Annotated in this window: 24 protein-coding genes and 4 pseudogenes; 6 read left to right on the top strand and 22 right to left on the bottom strand. The window is 32.5% G+C overall.

The features are described from left to right. Window positions 1-9: 9 nt before the first annotated feature. The 11 genes from terL to ACW0JX_RS28190 form a co-directional block, all read right to left on the bottom strand. Window positions 10-1,257 (bottom strand): phage terminase large subunit, encoded by a 1,248-nt coding sequence (gene terL / locus ACW0JX_RS28240; RefSeq protein WP_002094259.1) that lies wholly within the window; start codon window positions 1,255-1,257, stop codon window positions 10-12. Window positions 1,258-1,446: 189 nt separating this feature from the next. Beyond that, window positions 1,447-1,938 carry a hypothetical protein gene (locus ACW0JX_RS28235; RefSeq protein WP_000113637.1) on the bottom strand — a complete coding sequence of 164 codons (492 nt, stop codon included), beginning with the start codon at window positions 1,936-1,938 and terminating at the stop codon, window positions 1,447-1,449. A 17-nt stretch (window positions 1,939-1,955) separates the two neighbouring features. Further along, complete coding sequence (locus ACW0JX_RS28230; protein WP_000892960.1) at window positions 1,956-2,141, bottom strand: hypothetical protein; 186 nt, start codon at window positions 2,139-2,141, stop codon at window positions 1,956-1,958. 233 nt (window positions 2,142-2,374) lie between these two features. Further along, window positions 2,375-2,875 carry a sigma-70 family RNA polymerase sigma factor gene (locus tag ACW0JX_RS28225; RefSeq protein ID WP_001205173.1) on the bottom strand — a complete coding sequence of 167 codons (501 nt, stop codon included), beginning with the start codon at window positions 2,873-2,875 and terminating at the stop codon, window positions 2,375-2,377. Between the two features lie 280 nt (window positions 2,876-3,155). Then, the gene (locus ACW0JX_RS28220) at window positions 3,156-3,527 is read right to left on the bottom strand and encodes an ArpU family phage packaging/lysis transcriptional regulator (protein WP_000931950.1); all 372 of its coding nucleotides are present in this window, start codon (window positions 3,525-3,527) and stop codon (window positions 3,156-3,158) included. A 77-nt stretch (window positions 3,528-3,604) separates the two neighbouring features. Further along, the gene (locus ACW0JX_RS28215; RefSeq protein WP_459245822.1) at window positions 3,605-3,781 is read right to left on the bottom strand and encodes a Fur-regulated basic protein FbpA; all 177 of its coding nucleotides are present in this window, start codon (window positions 3,779-3,781) and stop codon (window positions 3,605-3,607) included. Then, window positions 3,762-4,400, bottom strand: a complete 639-nt coding sequence (locus tag ACW0JX_RS28210) for a hypothetical protein (protein ID WP_459245821.1) — start codon at window positions 4,398-4,400, stop codon at window positions 3,762-3,764. The genes ACW0JX_RS28215 and ACW0JX_RS28210 overlap by 20 nt, the downstream gene beginning before the upstream one ends. A 236-nt stretch (window positions 4,401-4,636) precedes the next feature. After that, entirely contained in the window at window positions 4,637-5,419 is a 783-nt protein-coding gene (locus ACW0JX_RS28205; RefSeq protein WP_025117877.1) for an ATP-binding protein, read from the bottom strand. Further along, window positions 5,403-6,167, bottom strand: coding sequence for a conserved phage C-terminal domain-containing protein (locus tag ACW0JX_RS28200; protein WP_098818638.1), 765 nt, complete (start codon window positions 6,165-6,167; stop codon window positions 5,403-5,405). The genes ACW0JX_RS28205 and ACW0JX_RS28200 overlap by 17 nt, the downstream gene beginning before the upstream one ends. A gap of 78 nt (window positions 6,168-6,245) precedes the next feature. Further along, window positions 6,246-6,527, bottom strand: a complete 282-nt coding sequence (locus ACW0JX_RS28195) for a hypothetical protein (RefSeq protein ID WP_459245820.1) — start codon at window positions 6,525-6,527, stop codon at window positions 6,246-6,248. A 518-nt stretch (window positions 6,528-7,045) separates the two neighbouring features. Continuing rightward, complete coding sequence (locus ACW0JX_RS28190) at window positions 7,046-7,252, bottom strand: helix-turn-helix transcriptional regulator (protein WP_000549412.1); 207 nt, start codon at window positions 7,250-7,252, stop codon at window positions 7,046-7,048. A 137-nt stretch (window positions 7,253-7,389) separates the two neighbouring features. Between ACW0JX_RS28190 and ACW0JX_RS28185 the strand changes: the two genes are divergently transcribed. Further along, window positions 7,390-8,034: a LexA family protein gene (locus ACW0JX_RS28185; protein WP_098630062.1), complete on the top strand. Its 645-nt coding sequence runs from the start codon at window positions 7,390-7,392 to the stop codon at window positions 8,032-8,034. Window positions 8,035-8,494: 460 nt separating this feature from the next. Here the strand turns inward: ACW0JX_RS28185 and ACW0JX_RS28180 are convergent. Both ACW0JX_RS28180 and ACW0JX_RS28175 read right to left on the bottom strand, forming a co-directional pair. Beyond that, window positions 8,495-8,792: pseudogene (locus tag ACW0JX_RS28180) on the bottom strand (nuclear transport factor 2 family protein); the annotation flags it as partial. 336 nt (window positions 8,793-9,128) lie between these two features. Then, a complete protein-coding gene (locus ACW0JX_RS28175; protein ID WP_000631352.1) occupies window positions 9,129-9,422 on the bottom strand; it encodes an ArsR/SmtB family transcription factor in 294 nt (97 codons plus the stop codon). Between the two features lie 851 nt (window positions 9,423-10,273). On the opposite strand from ACW0JX_RS28175, the gene ACW0JX_RS28170 reads away from it, so the two are divergent. Together ACW0JX_RS28170 and ACW0JX_RS28165 are read left to right on the top strand one after the other, a co-directional pair. Beyond that, on the top strand, window positions 10,274-10,678 hold the full coding sequence (locus ACW0JX_RS28170; protein WP_098630064.1) for a DUF3221 domain-containing protein: 405 nt from the start codon (window positions 10,274-10,276) through the stop codon (window positions 10,676-10,678). 189 nt (window positions 10,679-10,867) lie between these two features. Continuing rightward, a pseudogene (locus ACW0JX_RS28165) lies at window positions 10,868-10,972 on the top strand (recombinase family protein); the annotation flags it as partial. A 240-nt stretch (window positions 10,973-11,212) separates the two neighbouring features. Here the strand turns inward: ACW0JX_RS28165 and ACW0JX_RS28160 are convergent. From ACW0JX_RS28160 to ACW0JX_RS28140, 5 genes and pseudogenes are all read right to left on the bottom strand, one after another. Continuing rightward, window positions 11,213-11,440, bottom strand: a pseudogene (locus ACW0JX_RS28160) (aspartate phosphatase); the annotation flags it as partial. Window positions 11,441-11,522: 82 nt separating this feature from the next. Continuing rightward, window positions 11,523-13,886, bottom strand: coding sequence for a putative mucin/carbohydrate-binding domain-containing protein (locus tag ACW0JX_RS28155; protein ID WP_168410725.1), 2,364 nt, complete (start codon window positions 13,884-13,886; stop codon window positions 11,523-11,525). 1,538 nt (window positions 13,887-15,424) lie between these two features. Beyond that, window positions 15,425-16,363: an alpha/beta hydrolase gene (locus ACW0JX_RS28150; RefSeq protein ID WP_137842813.1), complete on the bottom strand. Its 939-nt coding sequence runs from the start codon at window positions 16,361-16,363 to the stop codon at window positions 15,425-15,427. Window positions 16,364-16,435: 72 nt separating this feature from the next. Beyond that, window positions 16,436-17,488: an Atu2307/SP_0267 family LLM class monooxygenase gene (locus tag ACW0JX_RS28145; protein ID WP_168410727.1), complete on the bottom strand. Its 1,053-nt coding sequence runs from the start codon at window positions 17,486-17,488 to the stop codon at window positions 16,436-16,438. A gap of 99 nt (window positions 17,489-17,587) precedes the next feature. Then, window positions 17,588-18,847, bottom strand: coding sequence for an MFS transporter (locus ACW0JX_RS28140; protein ID WP_459245819.1), 1,260 nt, complete (start codon window positions 18,845-18,847; stop codon window positions 17,588-17,590). Window positions 18,848-19,119: 272 nt separating this feature from the next. On the opposite strand from ACW0JX_RS28140, the gene ACW0JX_RS28135 reads away from it, so the two are divergent. Beyond that, window positions 19,120-19,701, top strand: a complete 582-nt coding sequence (locus ACW0JX_RS28135; protein ID WP_050845259.1) for a TetR/AcrR family transcriptional regulator — start codon at window positions 19,120-19,122, stop codon at window positions 19,699-19,701. A 340-nt stretch (window positions 19,702-20,041) separates the two neighbouring features. Here the strand turns inward: ACW0JX_RS28135 and ACW0JX_RS28130 are convergent, their stop codons facing one another. After that, on the bottom strand, window positions 20,042-20,251 hold the full coding sequence (locus ACW0JX_RS28130) for a hypothetical protein (RefSeq protein WP_050845258.1): 210 nt from the start codon (window positions 20,249-20,251) through the stop codon (window positions 20,042-20,044). Between the two features lie 528 nt (window positions 20,252-20,779). Between ACW0JX_RS28130 and ACW0JX_RS28125 the strand changes: the two are divergent. Together ACW0JX_RS28125 and ACW0JX_RS28120 are read left to right on the top strand one after the other, a co-directional pair. Then, a pseudogene (locus tag ACW0JX_RS28125) lies at window positions 20,780-20,827 on the top strand (hypothetical protein); the annotation flags it as partial. Between the two features lie 114 nt (window positions 20,828-20,941). Continuing rightward, window positions 20,942-21,334: a hypothetical protein gene (locus ACW0JX_RS28120; protein ID WP_048564931.1), complete on the top strand. Its 393-nt coding sequence runs from the start codon at window positions 20,942-20,944 to the stop codon at window positions 21,332-21,334. A gap of 147 nt (window positions 21,335-21,481) precedes the next feature. Here ACW0JX_RS28120 and ACW0JX_RS28115 read toward each other — a convergent pair whose 3' ends face one another. From ACW0JX_RS28115 to ACW0JX_RS28105, 3 genes are all read right to left on the bottom strand, one after another. Further along, entirely contained in the window at window positions 21,482-21,697 is a 216-nt protein-coding gene (locus tag ACW0JX_RS28115; RefSeq protein WP_098630215.1) for an alpha/beta-type small acid-soluble spore protein, read from the bottom strand. 158 nt (window positions 21,698-21,855) lie between these two features. Next, window positions 21,856-23,598: a methyl-accepting chemotaxis protein gene (locus ACW0JX_RS28110; protein WP_459245818.1), complete on the bottom strand. Its 1,743-nt coding sequence runs from the start codon at window positions 23,596-23,598 to the stop codon at window positions 21,856-21,858. A 97-nt stretch (window positions 23,599-23,695) separates the two neighbouring features. After that, window positions 23,696-23,845 carry a hypothetical protein gene (locus ACW0JX_RS28105; protein ID WP_459245817.1) on the bottom strand — a complete coding sequence of 50 codons (150 nt, stop codon included), beginning with the start codon at window positions 23,843-23,845 and terminating at the stop codon, window positions 23,696-23,698. Between the last annotated feature and the right edge of the window lie 415 nt (window positions 23,846-24,260).

Genomic DNA, 24,260 nt, shown 5'->3' with positions numbered 1-24,260 from the left:
CATGTTCAGCTAAACCCTTTTTATTTTTCCACCCATTATTTTTTTTTGCTTAGTAAAAAAGTATTCTAAGGCTTGTGACGTTGTATCTACTTGATCATTATGCTTACCAGATGGGAAAGAAGCTAATTCATCTACATAATCATATACCCAAGATTGTATTTTAGGATTAGGTATATATACATTTCCAGATTGAAATTCAGGGGATATTGCCTCAGCACGTGTTTCTTTTGAACCCTGTGGATTTATAGGGATAATTCCACTTATTTCATTCTTCAATGAACTAATAATGGCAGGGCCATTTGCTTTTTTTTCAACTAATTTCGGAATGGACTTTTTAAAACCAGAATTCCGAAGGATCGACTCATATTTATGATGAAAAACAACAAATGCTTTCTTTGTTTCTAGGAAATTCATTTGCGCCCTCACTTGATCAATTAAATATTTGTCTCCATCTATTTTTCCCCAAATCTGTCCAACCACAAATGAACTTTTATTTGTAGTATTATCAAAAGCCATATCCCAGGAAGTAATAATTTGATCAAATTGTTCCCAATTTGGTAACACATCATAATATTGAAACCAGTTCCTTTTAAAAATATTCCCTATATCACTTGATGGTTTTTGTTGCCATAAAGATAACCAAGAGCGTGCAGAGGAAAACTTCTTTTTATCTTCATAATAATTTTGGCCATAGTGTTCAACCCATAAACCTCTTCCTATTTCTCTGTTCAATGGATCATCCCTTGACTCTGCTATAGCAGGAATTGATAACACAGTCCATTTCTCCTGTTCTTTCTCTAACAATCTACCAGCTAAATCGTCCTCATGCCATCGCGTCAAAATTAGAATTACCTTTGCACCTTTTTGTAAACGTGTAGATAAAGTGTCTTCCCATTCATCCCATAGTCTATTTCGGTATGTAATTGATTCGGCCTCTTGGCGATTTTTAATAGGGTCATCAATAATTAATAAATCTGCTCCTTCCCCTGTAATCGAACCACCAACTCCTACAGACAACATTCCACCAGAGTGGTTATGTAGTGCCCAATCTGTTACGGAACCTTGTCGCTCATCAATTCTAATATTAAATATTTCTTTACCAAACTCTTCAATCTTAGCACGATTTCTTCTACCAAACTTTTCAGCTAAACTTGATGCATAAGATACCTCTATAACTCTCTTATTTGGATATTTTCCTAAATACCAACTTGGCAATGTTTCTGTTATAGACTGTGATTTTGAATGCCTAGGTGGCATAAACACCATTAATCTATTAGTCGATAATTTCTCTTCAATTAAATCTTGGCAAATCTTTGTTATTAATTTTGTGTGCTTTGCATGTTTATAGAATCCCTTATGTGTATACTGAACATAGAAAGGGGTAGTTCACTTTTGCCAATTCCTTAAATGTATTTTCATCTATTAACTTATGCACATTCATCCGTGTCATGATTGTAATTCTCCTCCTTGAACTTTCTCAAATAATTTCATAGCTAAATCAAGCATTTCCTCATCACACCCAATTTTCATAGCCATTTTATTATGCTCTACTTTCATTTCTCCTGAATGATTTACGTTTGCTTGCAATTGATCTTTTCTTCCCCATTTAGTTGGGAATTTTCTTTCTAATCTCCATGCTGCGGCTTTCCAATTAGATTTTGCATGCTCCCCAATTGTCTCAACGTCTCTAGCTTCACTAAATGCTAATGCCTGATCAATTTCCATGACTAACTTCACATAAATCTTATCTTTTCTCGGTACTACTTCACCTGTCTTTTCACTCGTTTCAATTGCTCTACGCCCTTGTTTTAACCAAACATAAACTATACTTCTACTAATTCCAACTAACGCACATGCGGTTTCAATATAATTCCCTACTCTAATATATTGGGTCAACCTATTTATCAGCTCATCATTCAATTTCATTGGTCGCGCCACTAGCATTCCCTCCCGTTTTAACTCATCATTTGTACTTCTTTTTCTAAACACTCAATACATATTGTTGTTATATTGTCGTCAACTACCTCACGAATTAACATTTGTTCACAATACTGAATTGTGATTGGAAATTTCAAAACCCACAAACATTTTTCAAGACAAATTGAACATATTGGCATTGTATCTATATCTTGTTCTAACATCTAATCGCATCCTTCTGTAGTTTTTCATGTACTACTGCCTATTTTGTAGTAAATAAAAAGATGCCGTCACTTTTAAAATCTCTCATTTAATTTATAGATATCCTTTGGATCACTCTTTCTTTTTGCTAGTATCCATTCTTCATTTTTTATATTTCATTTAAACTTATTTTATTACTCTCTATTTATAGGTGGCACTATGGTGACAAGAATGTATTTGTAAATGAAAAAAAGCCTTAACTACTTTCGCAGAAAAGACTTTTTCTTACTTGTTTAGCAATTTTTATTTCAGATCTATATAGAATCGTTTTAATTGTGCTTCTTGAAACATTCAAATATTTAGCAATTTTCTCTTGTGTAATGCCTCTTCCTCTTGACATGATATATATTTCTCTTTCATATTTTGTCAAAGTAGAGAGCGCATCTTCTAGTTTTATTCTTTCCCATTCTGAAATGACACTTTCTTTGTTTTCATCATCCCATTCATATGTTGTATCAGTACTACGAAAATACCTTTGCATTAACAAGGAATCATATGATTTTTCTCGTTGATAAGCAGCTCTACGTTCTATTCCCCTGCGATTACCTGGCATCTTTGCATTCTTCATCCACTCCAAAGCATATGTGACATCACTAATCATACTTGTTAATATTTTAATCTCTTCTTCTTTTGCACTTATTTTAGCACTCTCTAGCTTACATAACGTTTCTTTATATTGGATAATTAAATCTCGCATATACCATTCCCACCCTTATAACAAAGCAAAATTGTTAAAAATAGAGACCATCTAAATCTACATTTAATTTCCATTTATTTTTTCTCATCAAAAACTAAAATTTTTTTAAAAAAATCTTCCTTAATACTATTTATCATTGCTACTTTGTACTTATATGATATATGTATATAACGATTCATTTTTATCTCTTTTTCATCATTTTTTTACATAAAAATAACCACCTGTTTGTTTACACAGGTGGTTATAATCCATATTAAAAACTTATTTATGATTAATAATCTTAACACTCCTCAACCTCAATCCCTAATGCATATGCATAGTTGTAAAAAGCAGTATTTCTTTTTCTATAATAATCTCCCTCGGATAAATTCAACTCTTTCATAACCTCATATCTATTAACTCGATTCTTTAACAAATATTTTTGAATAATTATTCTATCACTTTCAATATCTAGCTTTTCTAACCCTTTGTTCATCGCAATAATATAATTGACCCGCTCTTCTTTCGCATTTTCTTTTAATATATTTTCTTTCGAGAGTACCGTTTCATTAAGATAATTACACTTCATAAATAATCTGTATTTCTTTATAGCTTTCAGTACATTTTCTTTAGTAGCTTCTTTATTTAATACTGGTAATTCTATATTTAACATGTTAAGCCCCTTTCTTATCATTTATCCTTAATCATAATTTGAATTTCACATATCAAAATCATTACAATGATTTGCTATTATGGCTTATATCCCTCATGTAATATTTCATACATTGTATTGCTAACATTTATTTTCTTATCCTTATAATTTTTGATTAATTTTATTAACTCATCACTATTTAATTCGTACAATTGTTTATCCTCATATTTGTAAATTCCATTTTCAATAAGTTGATTAATTAAAAATAACTTCATCTTGCTGCACCACCATATCTTCAACGAAAAATTGAATCTCTATATCTTTTGAATTATAATAACAAATTGCGCCCCCATTAATCGGAACACATCCTACTACAATTTGAGATTCACTTCCACTTTTTACAATAGCCACTTTATACAATTTATTATCTCTTTCAACTACATCACCAAGTCTAAACTCATTTATTTTACGCCCTTTAATAGCGAATAATTTTGCCCGTTCAAATAATAATTTTTCACTTTTTTCAGCTTTCCTAATTTTTAATTTCGTACTCTTTTCAAAATGACCATAATTATTAGAGAACTCCTCTCCATTAATCCAGAACCAACTACCATGCTTTATTTCTTTTTCATTTTCTTTACAATATTCAGCGATGAATTTTTCACTTTTTTCATTTTCAATATACAATAGTTCTCCTTTTCGAATTGTTTCTCTACAATCTATAAATTCATTCTCAAAAAAGAAATTAATTTGTTGATAGCTTTCTTTTTTACCTAAATAATCAGCAATCACTCTTTCACCTACTATCTTCCAACACATCGGTGTCTCTTGTACTGTTGTAATCCAATTTGTTTTCATTCGTTTAATTGCTTCAAATCCTTTATATGTTCTCATTTTCAAGATGCCTCCATTTAATTATTTAAAACATATAGAATAAACTTAAAAACTGCTTTCAATGTACATATTTGGAATTTCTGATTAAATGCTCTTTCCATTCCTCATATTCTTTCTTAACTTCCGAATCACTTCACTTACTCGCTAATTAAAAGAACCAATTCATACAGTACAAATTTCTTGAACAATATGTTTTCATCTGCATCTATATTTCCTACACAATATATATTCTTTTCCTAAAAAGGTAATTTTCTCTTACGCTTATCTCTTGTTTTTTTAAATTCTATGTGTCGATATGTATTAAACATACGAGATGTAACTCTTTCATCGTACGCTTTTATAATTGCCTCACCAGTTAAATTCGTTGTGATAATTGTTTTTTTCCCTTGTCGTCCATCAAATAGTTTAAATAACACACGATTTACAAATGCTGTTGCTTTTAAATCATTAATATCCATATCCCCTAGCTCTGCTCCTAGATCATCGATGACTAATAAGTCCATAGAAATTAGCATATTTGTTATGCTATGCTCTGTTTCACAAGATTGCGTATTAAATGTCGAACGTATGTAATCAAAGAGTTCTGAACTTGTAACATACATAACTTTATCCGAACTTTGTTCATTCATTTCATGCGCTATAGAGTATGCAATATGACTTTTTCCGGCTCCAACTTTCCCCACAAGAATCAAATTAAATCGAATATCATTTAAATAGTCTGTAAGAGCCTTTTTAGCTAAAATTAAATTCTTTTCATCCTCTTCACATTCTGATATAAATGTCGAAAATCTAGCTAATTTAATAGTTTCATCTTTAATAAGACTATGATCGTAAAATATACTTTTACGTTTTCTTTCCTCTTTCTCATAACGAAAAACATTCATTTCTTTTTCTAACCTTCTATTTTCTTCTTCTAAACGACATACTGGACAAATCGTTTCACCCTGAATCTCCATCAATCTTACCATTCGCTTCCTCTCCTGATTACATATCACACATGTTTCAGAAAGGAAGTTCATTTTCTTCGAAAGACTTTGTACTATATCTGTTACCTTTGTTAAAGCCATTTGATTTCACCATCTTTCTCTGCTGCAAATATCCCTCAAATTTAGTTCCAAATAAGGTTTCTGGTCTTAAATATTTTGCCTGTTCTGTATAAAGCCATTCTTTCGCCTTCGTCTCAATAACTTCTTTGAATTCATTTATATTAAATCCCTCTTGTAGTCTAGATTTAATTAACATTTGTGTCTTTTTAGTTGAAATACGATAACTTGTATTACATACACTGTTGAGATAATTAATTATCTCTACTATATCTTTTTGAGTGGTATTCTCTGAGTTAATCTTTTGTGTAGTCTCTGGTATTGGTTGAGACATATTATCATTTTCCATCATGACAATATGTTCTTTTCGTTGAGACAATTTGTCACAATCGTTATCTATTTCTAATTCAACTAGTCTGTCATAATTTATTGAATACCATTTTGTTTTATCAAACTTTAATTTGTTATAGTTACCACTTATCAATAAATTAAACTCTTCTAGATTTTTAACAATACGTTTCAACGTTCTTTCATTCCAAAACGGGAATTGTTTATGCCAATTTGAAATGCTATTATAGACCCAATAACGATCATCATAATAATGTTTCGAGCGCTTGAGCCAATAATGTATTTGTTGAAGAAAAATTGCCTCGTTCAATCCAATCTTACTTGCTAATCGAGGTAATACTAATAATGGCTCATCCTGTATTAGCAAACTACTCATTTTATCTTCCTCCAGATTTTTTCTTAAAATCAATATATTAAGCTTCTTAAATATTAAAGGTTTTATTCTCCAAAACCTTTAAATTTCCCAACCTATTAATACTTTTATAGCTTGATTAGCTTGCTTCCTTGTAAGATCACTCAGTGATTGAATTTTAAGTTTTACTTTTAATTTATTTTTGATTTCCTCTTTTAAAATTACTCCATCATATTTCAATGCTATTATATGAATTTTGGCATAAATCATTTTTAACTGTTTATTCGAAAGTTTTTCTGATTCAAAACAACTAGGATTTCTAAATTCTTTATTCTCATTAGTACTCTTGCTGACATATCCTTTTTTTGTCACTCTAAAAACCATGATTAATCCTCCTTACAATAGGATTTCCTATAAGATTTGTTTTTTTAAGACGATAGTCTTTCTTTTCTTACACCACATTCTCTGTTAGCCAATTTAATAAAAATGCCTTCGTTTCTTTAGCCGAAAAATACCATTTCCCTTCCACTTTAAATTTTTGTAAACGCTGATCAAAATAGAATTCTTTTTGAATAGTAATCCTCGACATGCACGTTCTTTTTTAAAATTCCCTTGTATCCCAAAATAAAAATTCTGCACCCACTTCTTTAAGCTCTTCTTCTAATTTTTCTAAATATAATCTTTTGGTCACTCTTTCACCTACTTGAATATTTAGCATTCTATATTTCATCTCGATTTTTATATACCAAATACACTTTAGCGTTTCATTTTTTAGATTCCTTTCCTTCTTTTCTAAGTAAAAACTATATATAAAGTACCTTTAATAGTAGGATTATTAGATATTTTGTTTAAAATACCTCAAAAAACATCCTATAATCCATATATAAATACGTGCATTTTTGTCACAAGTTATTTAAAAAAAGATCAGGGAATAATTCTTCTATAGATTTCTCTAAATAGCACGATAACATATGTGCCTCTTTCAGAGTGAATTCACTTTTATTATGTTCTTTTGCCCAATATGTACGTGGAGAAACATTAAGAAAATCAGCAACTTCTTCAATAGTTTTTCTCTTTAATTTTCTTTCTAAAAATATCATCTTGTGCATTTTTGTCACCTCTTTTCAAATTCAAATATAGTACTACGTGACAAAACAGTCAAGAATTTTTTTACCAAATCACGAAGAAAGTTGCATTTTTGTCACACCAATTATATAATCAATCAAGACGGAGGTGACAAAAAGTCATGAAATCATTCGGTTTAAAATTATCTCAATTGATGAAGAAAAATAATATGACAGACGAGCAATTAGCTGAATTATTATCTGTTAGTAGAACTACTGTTTTGCGGTGGAGAAATGGTGAAAGAAGCCCTAAAATGTCAAAAATATCTCAAATCGCTAAGATATTAAATGTCTCTGCAACCTACTTTATTGATGAAAATGAATCCTATTGTCCTGAAGATCACGCAATGACCAAACGGAATATTCCCATTTATGGTACAATCGCAGCTGGTAAACCAATTGAAGCTATAGAAAATGTAATTGGGGATATACAGGTACCTGATATCATTTTAGATAAATATGGATTTGAAAAACTATTAGCACTTCGTATAAACGGAGACAGTATGAATAGAATTGTACATGATGGACATATAGCTGTACTTGAGAGGACAACAAATATAAATAATGGCGACATAGCCGCTGTACTCATCAACGGGTATGACGCCACTTTAAAAAGAATTTACAAAACCAATAATAGAATTATACTTGAACCAGATTCTTTTAATCCTAGTATACATCCATTAATGTTTGATTGTACAGATATAGAAAATTGTCCAGAAATAAAAGTAGTTGGAAAATACATTTGGAGTTGTGCACCAATTCAATAATATTTCATCGATGAATTAAGTTATTTTGTAATAAATTTTAAAGTAAGGGGGCTTTCTCCCCTTCTTTTTTATAGCAGGGATTTTATCTTGTCTAGTTTCAGGAAATCTTGATTTTTTATGTGAGCGTTTTGTGGGTGAATTACTCTTCTTTCAAATAAAAGTGTTTTACCCACAACATAAAAAAACTCAGCACGTTTTGTGTCAGGAATTTGAACCTCTTATTATAGAGACATATACTGCCCGCTTTCGCCTCTTAAACGTTCAATCATACTTGATATTTCTTCAAAATCTATACATGATTGCTTTTTCTTGCTCAATACAAAATACCTTCCTTACAAATTATAATAAATTGAATCTTAGTAAAACAAAAAGAGATGTCTTAGTAGTATACCTCGGACATCCTCTTCATTTTATAATATCTAGATTCTATACATCCCTATCAATTAAATTTTTATTCTACCTAAAACATCGTATTATCATTAGCTGCTTCACTTGGAATCTCTTGAATTACATCCCAGTGTTCGACAATCTTTCCATCCTTGTTACGAAATATATCGACTATAGCAACTTCCCTTATCTTGAGAATTAGTACGAGAATGTACATGAAGAGCAACTGTATCCCCTTCAGCTACTACACGTTTAATCTCTGCAGAGGAATTAGAGTTTTTAACAAAATCTTCCTCAAAGAAATCCATAAAGGCTTTTCGTCCATCAGCAACAAAAGGATTATGTTGCTTATACTCTTCACCTACATATTTTTAGTAAAAAACTCATAGTTGAATTTAATATATCTAATTCCTTTTATTATCAGAATAAGCCTTTACAACAACTATTGATTATTTTTTATATCATTAATTCTATAATTTCTTTAATACACTTACCATTATTCATTGCTATATCTAATTTCCGTTTAAATCCCTTATTTATAAGTTTATACCTATACATCGTGTTAAATTGTGTGTGGCAAGATAAAACAAGCTGCTAAATTGAATTATTGTTAGGTAGTTTCTACGGTATGATATTATCACACAATTAGTTATACATATAAAAAGATTTCCTGCTTTGTAACAGGAAACCTTTTATGTATCTTTAACCTACAAACCTAAAATTTCAACAATCTGACGGGCCTTAGCATTATCTATATAATAATGCATCTCTAACCCTCTTCTTTCTGAGCGGAGTACGGTTCCCCTCAATTTTGATAAATGTTGTGAAACAGTGGATTGTGGAAGTCTCAATATCTCCGTTAACTGTGTAACATTGCATATTTTATGGTGCATTAATTCATTTACAATTTGTAATCGAACAGGATGTGCCATTACTTTTAATACATCTACATCGTCTTCATGGATTTCAGCTAGATTTCTTTCAGATATTAATGTTATCATTTCGCATTCTCCTTTATTATTAATTTCTATTTTCCTGTTGTCCTTATAATTAATACTTATAGCTAATTACCATTTGTCCTGTTGAGAAAATATATTCTCTTTTTAAAACAAAAAGGACACCAATTCATAAAAACGTTTTTTACTGCTTTAATGAATTGATGCCCTCTAATTTTTTGACCAGAATATATCTTGTTTTAAAGGATATTTTCAATTCCTTTTTCTCAAATCTAGTAAAAAATTTGTATTTTCTTTAAAATCCATATTAAGAATATTCTTCAAATCCTGAAAGCATAAGTTTGCGGCAAACTTATGCTTCCTATCACATTCCACACCAATCAGGATAATTAACACTATCAATGTAGTACTAACTATCTTAATTGAATATTAGTAATAGTGAGTCTAAATATTATCAATTTACTTTATATTACATGTATGTAAAAATAATGACATGATAAGCTTTTTCAAATTTTTCTCCTTGTAAAGATTTGAAAATAGCATTTCAATACTCTCCTTACTGTTAATATGCCTAGAAAAAGAACCCCATAGGGTTCTTTTTCTGTTCATTCCCTAAAATCCCATATTAATAAAAAAGAAGAGGGATATATCCTCTCTTCACCAATAAAATCGAACATCTTTACATTTAAGGAAGGGCATCCATTCATCAAGAGATGAATGGAACAATAATAGTTCACCTAGTGAATTATAACACAAACCCAATTCCATTAATAGGTAATATTAACATTATTGGAATAATTGTGGCAAAATTGTTAAGTATCTTAATATTAAAAGGCTTTATATGTATGTAAATTGAAATTGGATAGTGTAAGGATAAAATATAAGGGGGATATATCATGTTTAACAAAAAACAAACATTCGTAACAACGGTAACAGCTTTAGCACTAGGATGTGGATTTACATTCGGATTAACACCGGCCTTTGCAGATTCTAACAAGATTTCCGCCAACAATATTCCTGTTCATTCTATTCAGAACCAAGAACAAGAACCTTTTACTGGATATGTCATTTCAGTAGAGAACAATTATTTGGTAGTTGCAGCTACGTCTACAAAAGATGAAGCTCTTGCTTATCAACATGATTGGTGGGATCTAGTTTCTCAAAATAAGATTTTAAGAGTTCCTGTTTCAGATGGTGAAAACTACACATTAGGTGAGAAATTAAATGTATATGCAGCTGCATGGACTAAATCTCTACCACCAATAGCTGTTATGCCTACAATTGAAAAAGTATTTCAGTAGGTAATATTTTCAATAATTAAGCTATCTCATATAAAAAGGAGTCGTTATTCGACTCCTTTTTCTTTTGACGTTTTCCAGAATTCTTTCCCCTCTCTTACATCTAATATTGGATAACCCACTTTTTCTTCACCAGCTAAAGCAGTTTTTACCTTATACTCTCAGTAACACTTATCAAAAATAATGCTAAAAATGGGCTATGGGTACTTTCTTGTAAGTGCACAAGAATAAAATCTAGATACACAGATTGAAGAGCTCATGAAATATAACGTATATGAAATTATTAAAGAAAAAATAAAGGTATGTGAAATTATTAAATTATGTATAATCATAATTTTTTATTAAATGAAAAAGCCAAATGAACCCCACTATACATCTAGAACTGCTTTACACTGTTTTGCGAATATTGTTATAATTAGATAAAATAAAGCATTACCCCATTAACAAAAAGAGGACGTATATAATACGTCCTCTTTTTCTTTTATATTTGCTTATCATAAGCTGATGCAGGCGGTCTTCCGTGATCCAGAGTAACCAATCCTGCGCTTCCATATAGCTAGTAATCATAGTTTTATGTACAGCTTTATAGAAATGGTAGTAATATTTTAAATACTCATCAATAGTTTTTGTTGTAAGTTTTTCAACTGCATCAAAATCACCACGAGTTACATATGATTTATTTATTAACACTTTATAACTATAATCCAATAGAGAATAATACAATAAGAGATTTTGATCTTGTAGATCCCGATTTTGTTCGACCATTAAGACACTAATCTTTTCATCAACTTCTTCTTATGAGATAACTATTCTCTCAAATAGACTATATTTATATCAGACGATATCATTAACTTATTGAAATTGGTTTCCATAGGGATAACGAGAATATCCAATTTGAATCCCCATTCCCTTGGTAACTTTGAACAGCTTCATAGATTTTCCCTTGATACTCTACTCTATCCCCTTTTGTATATGCTTTCCTCGGATCCCATTTTTCATAAGATGTATTTTGCTCTTTTGTTTTTACACTAAGAACACTGCTTTGAATAGACTCATTTCCAGCTGCATCTATCGCCTTCACAGTATATTTGTATTCTATGTTAGCAGTCAGTTTACTATCAGTAAATGTGGTTCCCTGTACCGTTTGAATGAATCTCCCGTCACGTAATACTTGATATTCTTTCACACCTACGTTATCTGTTGATGAATTCCATTTTAACTCTACGCTATTTGCAGTAATGTTGGCTGCTTGTAATCCTTCAGGGCGTGTAGGAGCTTCCGTATCTGGGCTAGGGTTAATAATTTGATCAACTTTCTTAAGACCATTAACTGTAACTTGATACACTATCTTCTTACCAAAACTTTCCTGTATATTTTTATCCACATTTATAAGAGTCGCCCGGTTTCCACCCTCTAAATGTGTAAACTCAATATAGTCTCCGACTTTCATCGGAATTTTTTGTGTTTCAGCATTTTGTTGCCTGTTTCCATAAATATCTTTATTATATACCACTTTTCCAGATGAATTTTGGACTTTCACACTCGCATATGTACTATCAAAGTAATGATGTGGTACACCTACTTTTAATTGAATTTGCATTTCTTCTTTTGTCTTATTAAAATCCAATTTTGCAAACTCAAAATCTCCTATTCCTTTCATTGACCATACAAAATGGTTTCCCTCTAAAACACTTTTTGATATATCTGGACTATATCCTAAATTTGACAGGATTGACTTTAAATCTGGCAAAACACCGATTTTATCTGTTAATGGATTTTGGGATTTGGTACCTGTATTTGGATTACTTAGTATATTTCTTAATTCAGCTGGTTTATATGGACGCCCTAAATGTTCTTTAGCCACACCTTGTATTGAAGTCGCTGCTCCAGCAATAATTGGAGAAGCACTAGATGTACCACTAAAGCCTGTTGTATAGAGATTTTTAGTAATCCTATTAGGTTCAGCACGAGTTGTATCTACGTTCTCTCCCCAACCATAAACATCAATTCTACTACCATAATTTGAAAACCATAAACGTTTATGAGGAACAGTTGACGATGCTGCTCCAATCATTATAGCTCCTGAATCTTTAAAGTCCGGACTATTGCGATTTAATACCTGTTTTCCATTCCGATCTCTAAATTGATCCAGGTCATTAGAGCCATTCGCCCCAGCTTCTATCACAATAATTCCTTTATCTGTTCCAGCTCGTATTGCATCAAAGATATCTGGCTGTACTTCAACAGGTAAATATTTATCTCCATATCCATCATAAGAAGCTTGTGCCTCTAATAATAAAATATCCCCAGCTTGTAAATTATGTACAGCATTTATTATCGCATCAGCCGTATTATACGACCCATCACCTCTTATTTGGGATACTACTTTTACCTTAGCCTTTGGTGCAATTCCTATATTACCAACCTTATTATCTTCAGCAGAAACAATCCCAAGAACAGAAGTTCCATGGCCAACGTGTTGATCTATATTTCTACCAGATATAAGCTCAACTTTTTGATTTACTAAATCTTCATGATCTAATAACCACCCATACTCCATATCTACAAAAGTAGTTCCATTTCCATCTCCACCTATAATGCTCCATGCATAAGATGCATTAATCCCATATGGTGCTTCCTTAAGATATCCCTGGTTTAAAAATCTTGGATCGTCGTAAGGGTTAAGCGATACAGTAGGTAATTGGACTTCTGGTAAAAGAGTTGGTTTTTCTTGCATATATACTTCTTCAACAAGATGAGATTTCTTAAACTTGTCCATCAATGTTTCAGCTGTTACTTTATTAGGCACTTCTACAATATAATAATCTAGTAAATTAGAAGATGAATTATTTTCAGTTTCCCTCTTATGTTTATCGATGTTTTCAATCTCTTTAGGATTTACAGATGTAAATAAACGCTTTAATGTTAGTTGCGGAAATTCAGAGAAGATTTTTACTAATTCCGAATCACTACCTTCATCTTTTATTTGATTTTCGAGTCCATCCTTATACGGGAAATTCACTTCACTTTTAAACTTTAAAATAATTTTATTCTCCTCTTTAATATCTCCCTGGAATTGGCTTATATTTTGTGAAGAATCTTTCGAATCTGCATACACTATATCGGGATTTTCATTAATTTTAATTAACTCTAATCCTGTAAAAGATGTAAGTGCAATCGTAGAAACGAATATTCCTTTTATTAATTTCATAATGAATATCTCCATTCTTTTTTTTGTATATAATAATTTAATGATTATTTATGGTTATACTTTGAATAAATAACTCAACAACACTTGTGTGTATACATGAAAGATTTTAAAAAATCATTTATTATACACTCAACTGTTTATCTTTTATATACAAATGAACTGTTAACACCTATGCCCTTCTCTTCAAACAACACAACAAATGTCCTCATTATAAAAAAAATGAAAATCATTTGAAAAACCTCAAAAATATTGAAACTCAATGTATAAACAACCGAAGAATTTTATAACTATATTACTTTTTTATAAATACTTCTTCGTATTTCTTATATTTTCATAGTAGATAGCGACACATTTTTCTGACCCTATTAATCTTATTGGACAAAAAGTGATGAATGTGATGTTAAAACTTAGGCAAGTTGCCAATAATGGTATTTGTACAGTTTGTAAGATAGAAAAATGTAATTTGTATGCTGCAATTTGACATAATTCTAATAGTATGGGATGTATATATTTCTCCATAAAAGTAACTTACTTTTATCTCTTTTAAACAATTTATTATATTATTTTCATCTAATTAGGCACAGAAACGATTTACAAAATCCTACTACTTTTTAGGAAAAACGTTTTTAGGGTACATTTTAAAATAGCTCTTTTTCTTTGAAATGTTTCTGTGCTTAATATTTAAAATATCTTATGTCAAAATTTCCCGCAACAAATATGTTAAATGATTTATAATTATATATAATATGGAATATTATAGTTAAATATCCCATATTATACTCTATTAAATATAACGTATTTAATTTATTATTAATTAATTTATTAGTCTAAATATGAATTATAAAGTGTGTTCGTTGAAAATTGTCACAATATAATTTTATATTCGACGTTTTTAATTCATCGTGAAACATTTGCAAACGTTTTAACAGTTATTTATAAGATAAATCCCTCCTCTAAATATAAGATTTACTTAATTTAGATTCTTTCTCTCATTGTAACAATGTCGAAAAAAGTCGAATTTTTATATTTTTTCTTTATTTTCTGGTTGTAAACGTTTTATTTTCATGTTACCATCTTAATCAAACATTAGATGGTAATAAAACTTAAAGTATTTCTTTCCCTTAGAGACATATAAACGTTCGGTAATACCATGAAAATAAGGCCAAAGAAATATGAATTACCTGATAAAAGAATTAATAGGATTTTTACCACCTTAATTTTCTGTTAATTCAGAATGTATAACTTTAACATTTTGTCCCTAAACAAAATTTAAATTTAAGTGTGGTAAACTCAAAAAGCTAAATCACCCACCCAAATTAATAAATGATATATCCTATTATATCTAGCGTTCAGTCATGAGAAATAGATTTCTTCCTAAGAAAACTTAGCCCATTAATAAAAAGTGTCTAGATTTCTATCTTTATTACCATCTATTGTTGATAACATATTTACCAACTATAAAAAAGAACCTATTGAAGGTTCTTTTTTAATATAATCATTAGCATTTCAATTATTGATAATCATTGGTGATAAATAAATTATGGATGAAGCGCCCGTGCCATCGCATCAAAATAATTCTGACTGGCACGCTGACTCACTTCGGCTTCAGGCACAAATACTTCAAAGCAATGGAAGCAGCCGGGATAGAGATGGAATTCAACATCTACTCCTGCTTGTGCAAGTCGTGTTACATATTCAATGATTTCATCTCGGAATAAATCGAGTTGACCTACACATGTATAAGTTGGCGGTAGTCCTGCTAAATTGTCTGCTCTCGAAGGTACGGCATAGGGAGATGATTCGTTAGTATCGTTTTCCTTGCCCAAGTACATACCCCAAGCCGTCAAATTGTTTGCTCTATTCCATGTCGCGTTGTCTTCTATAATCTCGTAGCTTGATGGTGTTATGTTGCGGCTATCAAGCATTGGATACAACGGCATCTGAAAAATAATAGATGGACCTCCTTTATCACGAGCCATTAACGCAAGTGCTGCTGTTAGTCCACCGCCTCCACTTGCTCCAGCGATCGCAACTCGATTCACATCAATTCCAAGCGAGTCTGCCTCATTTGTCATCCAAACCAAGCCTGCATAACAATCTTCAATAGCCGCTGGATAAGGATGCTCGGGCGCAAGTCGATAATCGACAGACACAACAACGCATTCAGCAGTCTGAACAAAGCGTTCACACAAAACATCGTCCATATCAGGGTGGCCCATTACGTATCCACCACCGTGAATCCACAGCATAGCTGGAAGTTTATCAAGATTTTTCTCAACGGGTTCGTAAATTTTAACTAACATCTCGCCGGCTGCACCAGGAATCATTCGCTTGGTCATGTGTACAAGCTCTGATTTTTCCAAATGTGGATTCGACAAGAGACTTCGACTCGCCTCTAAATCCCCCTCTAATTGAAAGCCTGGAAATTGTGAGAAAGCCTGTTTTATTTCTGGTAATACTCGACTGTCAATTTTCATATAAATTCCTCCAGTTAAATAATGAAACTTGATGCAATCCTTATCGAATAATTAACGGAATAGATGTGTCTCCTATTCTCCTTCAGCTTCCCATTTGGCAATTTCCTCTCTTACACGAGGGGCAACTTCTGTTCCAAGCAATTCGATGGCACGCATGACTTGATCATGTGGCATGGTACTTAATGGTACATACATCATAAAGCGTGTAATCCCTACATGCTTACGCAGATGGATGATTTTTTCGGCGACTGTATCTGGATCACCAACATACAACGCCCCTTCAAAACTTCGCGCAGCATCAAAGCTGGAACGCCCATAATAAGGCCACCCCCGCTCTTTACCAAGTTTATTCATGCCTGCCTGAGTGGAAGGGAAAAATGTATCTGCTGCCAATTCCGTATTCTCCCCAACAAATCCAATCGAATGAGACCCCACCTGAAGTTTTGATACATCATGACCAGCGTGAGCCGCCGCTTTCTTATATAGCTGTACAATTCGTGCAAAGTGCATTGGGCTACCACCAATAATCGCCAGCATAAGTGGTAATCCAAGAAAACCTGCACGGATAGCTGATTCCTGATTCCCACCGCTACCAACCCATATCGGTAAAGGATTTTGAACAGGTCTTGGATACACACCTAAATTATTGATTGCTGGTCGATTTCCTCCTTCCCAAGTCACTTTTTCAGACTGACGTATTTTGAGCAGTAGATCCAAATGTTCTTCAAACAGTTCATCATAGTCCTTCAAGTCATAGCCAAACAGTGGAAAAGATTCGATAAAGGAACCACGACCCGCCATAATCTCTGCACGTCCATTTGAAATGCCATCCAGTGTAGAAAAATCCTGAAAAACGCGCACAGGATCAGCTGAAGAAAGCACGGTTACTGCACTCGCGAGCCGTATCTTTTTCGTTTGTGGTGCCGCCGCTGATAGAACCATCGCTGGAGAGGATGCTGCATAATCCTTCCTATGGTGCTCACCAACACCAAACACATCAAGTCCTACTTGATCAGCAAGAACGATTTCTTCAACAACTTCACGTAATCGCTGTGCGTGACTTATCACTTCACCACTATGAACATCTGGTTTTGTTTCTACAAAAGACGTAATACCTATTTCCATTTGTTATCTCTCCTAGTCCAATTAGATTTTAAGTCAAAAAATTAATTATTTTCTTTAAGGTAGTAACGTGTTTCTCATATTGGCTAACACACGTTTATTTCATAAAATCTTAACTCGTCTGGTCATAGCCCAAAAAAGAAGAGCGAAAGCGCTGACAGAGGCTCCGAGTAAGGAAACCCCTCCCCAGCCAAAGTGTGCGTATATTTGAGTCGAAGCAATTGAACCACCAGCACTGCCGATAGAATAAAACACCATATATCCAGCAGTAAGTCGACTCCGTGCTTCTGTATGCAATGGGAGGATCATGGTTTGATTCGTGACATGTATTGCTTGTACGGCCAAATCAAGTAGAACTATCCCTATCACTAATGCGATCAATGACTGCTCTATATAGCTGATGAACAACCATGAAATCAATAATAGAACTAAAGCAATACCTGTCGTTCGTTGTCCGTAACCTTGATCGGCCAATTTCCCTGCCCGTGCCGCAGCCAAGGCTCCAGCGACACCTACAAGACCGAATGCGCCAATTGCACTATGAGATAGAGCAATTGGCGGTGTACTAAGTGGCAATACTAGTGAAGTCCACAAAATGCTGAAATCAGCAAAAATCAGCATGGCTAGAACGGAGCGAACGCGTAACGTTCGTTCTTGAATAAATAAAGTAAGCACCGATCTAATTAACTGAGGGTAGGATAGCGATTTTACCTCGCGCTCAACATTGGGCAACATCTTTATAAACATAAAAACCAGCAAAAGCATGAGCACAGCAGAAAATAGATATACAGAACGCCATCCCGCAACATCTGTTAATATACCAGCAAAAGTACGTGCGAGAAGTATGCCAATAACTATCCCACTTGTTACAATGCCAACCACACGTCCTCTTTCTGTAGGGGAAGCGATGGTCGCTGCAAACGCCACGAGAGTCTGTGTCACAACTGCAAGCAGCCCCACCAAAGCCATACCTGCGAAAAGTACCATGCTGGAGGAAGCAGTACCAACTATAACCAGAGCTGTTGTAGATAATAGCATTTGACCGACAATTAGACGTCGCTGGTTTAGCAAATCTCCAAGTGGTACGAGTAGTAGTAAACCCACTCCATAAAAAATTTGTGTAACGGTAATAACAACACCAATAATGGAATGGTTAATACCAAACTCATTAGATAGTTGATCAAGTAACGGCTGAGCAAAGTAAATATTGGCAACAGACATACCACAGGCAGCCGCAAACAATAATGCCAAAGCATGAGACATGGATGGCTGTTGATTCAAATTAGGTTTTGTTATGGATGATTTATGACTTATCTTAGTGTAGAGTAGATTATCTTCTATATTTGTCTCTGTTTTGAACATACCTTACCCTCCAATCACATTAGATTTTTAACCATAACATACCGTTCAGTACAATATGATTACTGGTAAATATAACTTAGTCTTATTCATGATGTCAACGATTTTTACAATAAATTTTATGTTTAATTAAATGAATGGAGCTTGATTTGACATAAAGAATGGCAAATCATATAATAATTACATACTGTTTGGTAATAAAAAATAATTATAATTACCTACACACCTATCCTAAAACAATTAATAAAATCAAAATTTGAAGAGGAGAATTCTTAATGGCAAGAACCCGTGAATTTGATGAGGATCAAGTTTTAGATGCAGCAATGCAGTTATTTTGGGAGAAGGGATATGAGGCTACCTCATTAAGTGATCTTACTTCTAGAATGGGCATTCAACGCCCTAGTATTTATTCGACCTTTGGAGATAAGAAAGAATTATTTGAAGCCGCACTTCGTAGATATACAATGTCTCGGGCCTCTGATATACGAAATAAGCTTCAAAGTCACTCCTCTGTAAAAGAGTCATTTTCTATTTTCTTTGCCGATGTCGTCAATGAAGAATACGCAGGGGATCTTAGTAAAGGTTGTTTTTGTATCAATACAATGGTTGAATTAGCACCTCATGATGAGAGATTTGAAATTTTGACCAGAGAACATCAAATGTACCTTGCCGTCATTTTTCAGGAGACGATTGAACGCGGAATCCAATCAGGTGAGCTGGAAGGCAACACAGATGCAAAGTCTTTGGCACAGGCACTGATTGTAGCGTTAATCGGTCTAACAGTTATGATGAAATCTCGCCCCCAACGTACATTTGTCGACAATGTAATTGCAACGACGCTTACATTACTTAAGTGACATGATTGTATTTGAAAGTACAAAAACCATACCTTTATGGGGGTAACATCACATCTCCATCAAGCTAAAATTTTCTAGTACCCCCAGAACGAAATTTTGTGCTAACTTATAATAAAAAGCTCATTTTTTCGTTTCGGGGTAATTCTAAATTCTTAAGTTGATGGGTATGTTTCCGTGCTTCTATTAGACTAGATTATGAATTATGAAATAAGTTTTTAATATATTAGAGTAAGTAGTAATGATTAATCTATTGAGAGACGACTCGCGACCGCCTCAGAGTTAAGTATTTCTGAAGATTACCCCATGCATCATATCCGTAATTTGTAATAACTTACCCATTCTAGTCTGTCATTGCTACTACATCATCGCGTAGACTATAGTGATAGAATAAAGTTTGTCCTTGTAATTTCATCGCTAAACGAACGCCGTCTATTGAGTAAACATCTATACCCCATCCTAACTTTCTATCTGCAAAAACTTTGCAACAGAACCGTCTGCTTCTTTCCTTAATTTTATTATCTATTAATTTTTCAGTTTGCTCTGTCTCCATTCTTATTAATCAATACACCAACAATAAATTCAACAGAAAACTATTCACTTACGTAAAAGTACACCAATATCATCCTTGAATTTCAAAATACAAATTATTAATAAAACAAGTAAAGTAGCTATATTAAGAACATTGAAGATATACAAAAAAACAACAAGCCTGTCAGTACATCAGATTTAAGTCCTTCTCTGACATTTTTTAAAGATTGATTAATTTTTTGAAGACGGCATAACTTTCTCTAGTATAAATATGATAATGCAAGCAAGAATCTCGTTTTACATATATCAAACACGTTATAATGCTTACTGAAATCTTGCCGAATATATAAGTGTGACAGATAAAAAAATGGAACTTATTAAACAAGAAACAAACTTAACATAAAAGATGCGTTTTCAGCGATAAAATAAGAGTGGACCAAATCGCAAAATCTTGACAACATGGAGAAAAATTACAGTTACTTGGTTTTTGGGGATATCCGAAGTCTAGAAACTTGCAGAGCGTAACGGTCGTAATCCAAAAACAGGAGAAGCGATGAAGATTCTCCTTTCAAAATTACCAGGTTTTAAAACCAGCTAAGAACTTAAATATATGGTAAAGTAAAAAAGTATTTTCCTATATATTAGGAAAATACTTTTTTTAAAGAAACTTCAAAGCTCACAAATCCCCTATACAGTAAAGGAAGTTTGGTACATGCACTTTTCTATAGACGCGATTCGTAATTTCCTCATACAAGATATGGAATCTTATCGCGAAATGATTCTACAAGAAAATGATTATGATAATATGAAATGGAGTTACACTACATTCATTGATATGAATAATTACCTAAAGAAAACAAATATGAATCAAGAGGAAATTCAAGAGTTATTATCGGTGAGTCGTAAAGGGATCTCTTTTGGATCGGTAACAACACGTGATATGTTCTTTATACATTCTCTTACTAGTCCAAATCGATGTTTGGAACTAGTAGAAACCTATAAATTGATGGAACGAACAAACGAATACGTTCCCAATATGAAAGAAGAATTGCAATGGCTCAAAGATCGATGGGAAAAAGGGTTTTATATTTTTGTTAATCAATAAATACGTTGTATTTATAAAAATGCTTACCCTAGCAAATATAGAAGGGTCAAAGAATACGAATATAGCTTAGAAAAAAGCAAATCTTCTTAAAAGGGAAGTTTGCTTTTTTCTTATTCCCCTTTTCAAGGGGATGGGCAAAAACCACCCTTAATGAACTTTATATTGACCAGATAACTGCTCTTGCGCCATACGAACTAAACGTTTCGTAATCTCTCCACCTACTGAACCATTTGCTCGTGATGTTGAATCTGGTCCAAGTGTAACGCCAAACTCCTGAGCAATTTCATACTTCATTTGCTCAATTGCACTTGCTGCCGCTGCTACCAAAATCTCGTTTGAATTATTATTTTCTCGAATTTGCATTTCTAACACACCTCCATTTAATTGGTAATATCATGCTCTATTTCCAGTGGAATATGCAAAAGAATTATTCTTTTAACTATTTTACATATATATCTAAGCTTTCATCCCTTCTGTGGGAATAAATAAAGGTATAGATCATACCTACACCTTCTTCTATCCTACTTAATTTTGAATCCTCCTATTAACTCTTGTAATTCTTGGGAGAGCCAATTCAAAGAATTTGCTAGCTCTGCAATATCTTGTACATACATTTCTTGCTCTTTCATACTTATCTCAACATTACTACTGCTACACTCATATGTATTTGCAATATGTGATAATTCATTTACAACCTGAACAATAGATTGACTATTTTCTAAAACATCTCTTGAATTACTCGAATTCGCTTTAATTTGATTTGTAACAGATTGTGCAGATTCTGAAATCTTTTCAAAGAAAGCACCACTACTTTGAACAAGTGTTATTCCTGATTCAACTTCCTTTGAACTCTTCTGTATGGATCTTACAGCTCTCTCTGCTTCAGCCTGGGTTTCACCAATTAATTTAGCTATATCCCTTGCAGATGCCTCGGTTCTTTCCGCTAATATACGTACCTCGTCCGCAACACCTGAAAATTCTTCTCCCATCTCTCCAGCACATGAGGATTCAGTAGAAGCATTTAAAGCTAATGAATTTGTTTGATTTGAAATGGTTGTAATTACAGTAAGAATTTCATGAATTTCCTTAGATCGTACTTCTACTGCATAAATACTAGAAGATACATCCTGAACTGTATCTTTGATTCTTTTCATTTGATTCACGATTTGCTTAATCAAATCTTTTCCTTCTACAGAATGCTGGTCCATGTCTTCCAAAGCATTGCCAACTTGTTTTGCAGCTCCTTTAATTTCTTTCATCTTACTTTCCATTTCTTGAACAATCCCTAAACATTTTTGCACTACATATTCATGAGAATGTGCTCCTAAATTTAATCCTGTAATAGCACTTGCAATTTCTTTAAAGGCTATGCTATTCTCTTTTGTACTTACCGACAATTCCTGTGAAGATGTCGACACCTGTTCAGCAGTCTGCCTTACTTTATCTATAATACTATTAAACTTTTTAATAGTATTATTAAAATAGATATTAGTTATTCCTATATCATCAGATCTTTCATTCAATTTAATACTTAAATCCCCTTCACCAACTTTACGTAACCCTTCTTGTAAATCCTTTAAAGGCGATAGAGAGTTTCGTGAGATAAATATTTGAATTGTAATTGCGATTGTTAATGAAATTATAATAAATAGTAAACCTTGTATCATAAATTGTTTCTTTGTAAGAGGAATAATAGAAGCATCCAAATCCGCTGCAACAATTGCAATTATATTTTTATTTTCATCTGTAACTGGCTCTAAAATTGTTACCCAGAACCCTAATTCATCTTCATACACTTCTGTCATTTGTGCCTGTTTTGTTTGTATTACTTTATCATATGTTTTCATCCAATAAGTAGGCTGCTCATAGTATTCACCTGGTTTTACAGAAACAGTATTTGCTAATTCTGTATCCAGAGCTACTATTTGTAATTCAGCTTTTTCACTTAGCTTGGCTCCTGTAACATATGTTTGTCCAACACTTTTCATATCTTTTATAGATTTATCTAATTGCTCCGCCAATTTTTCTTTCTTCACTCTTTGAGCTGTGGGGTCTTTTGCTACATCTCTTACTATTTCTAGATCTAATTGATTTAATACCGCATCACCTGTTTCAAAAGACTGCCTCTCAAATATAGACATCATACTATTTTGAAACATATTAAAACTTAACGCTCCCATACTTCCAACAAGGGTCAGAATTAATAATACCGTTAGTAATACATTTTTTTGAAGCAACGATAGCTTATGCCAATATTTTTTCATTGATTTCACCTTTCTTATTTTCAACAATACAAAAACAAAGTAGTAACATATTAAGAGTTTCTCTTTCTGTTATTAATTTAAACTTTAAAATCGCATACTAATCGTTCAACCAAACGTTCCAATTTTTTTCATTTACAATTTCATCTTTTATATGTCCAGCTGCTCCTGGAAATCTATTAAAAGGAAGACGTAATACTTCTACTACTTCATCTTTTCTATTTGTACTGATTTCTTCTAAATCGATCATATTAAAGGGTTTACCTATAATAATTGCTATAATGTTTAATAGACGACTAAGAATATTTAAAATTCCATATTTATCTCCTAAAGATTTTCAAATTAGACTTGTTGCAGTACCTTCTGCGAGGATTTTTTATACTATCGTTAGTTTTAAATAAAGATAAGAATTTTTAAGAGACTCGTCTTTAGTTATTTTTATCTTGCAGAACAATAAAATCTGAAAGTTTAATTCAATCTCCTATTTTATAACTTTTTTCCTTATTTTTCTATAACATTATAATATTTACCTGTACAATCAAAACTTAGACTCTTTTGGCCTTTACTCTTCAATTGTCTTAAATTCATATGAGGTAGCGCAGAAAGTAAATTTTTAATAAAAAACTTTTGTATTAAAAAATGCAAAAATACATACTCCTTCAAAA

It is taken from the genome of Bacillus sp. C-3-6, from assembly GCF_054509685.1.
The sequence above is the reverse complement of the archived record's forward strand: the minus strand, read 5'-3'. Positions and strand labels throughout refer to the sequence as shown.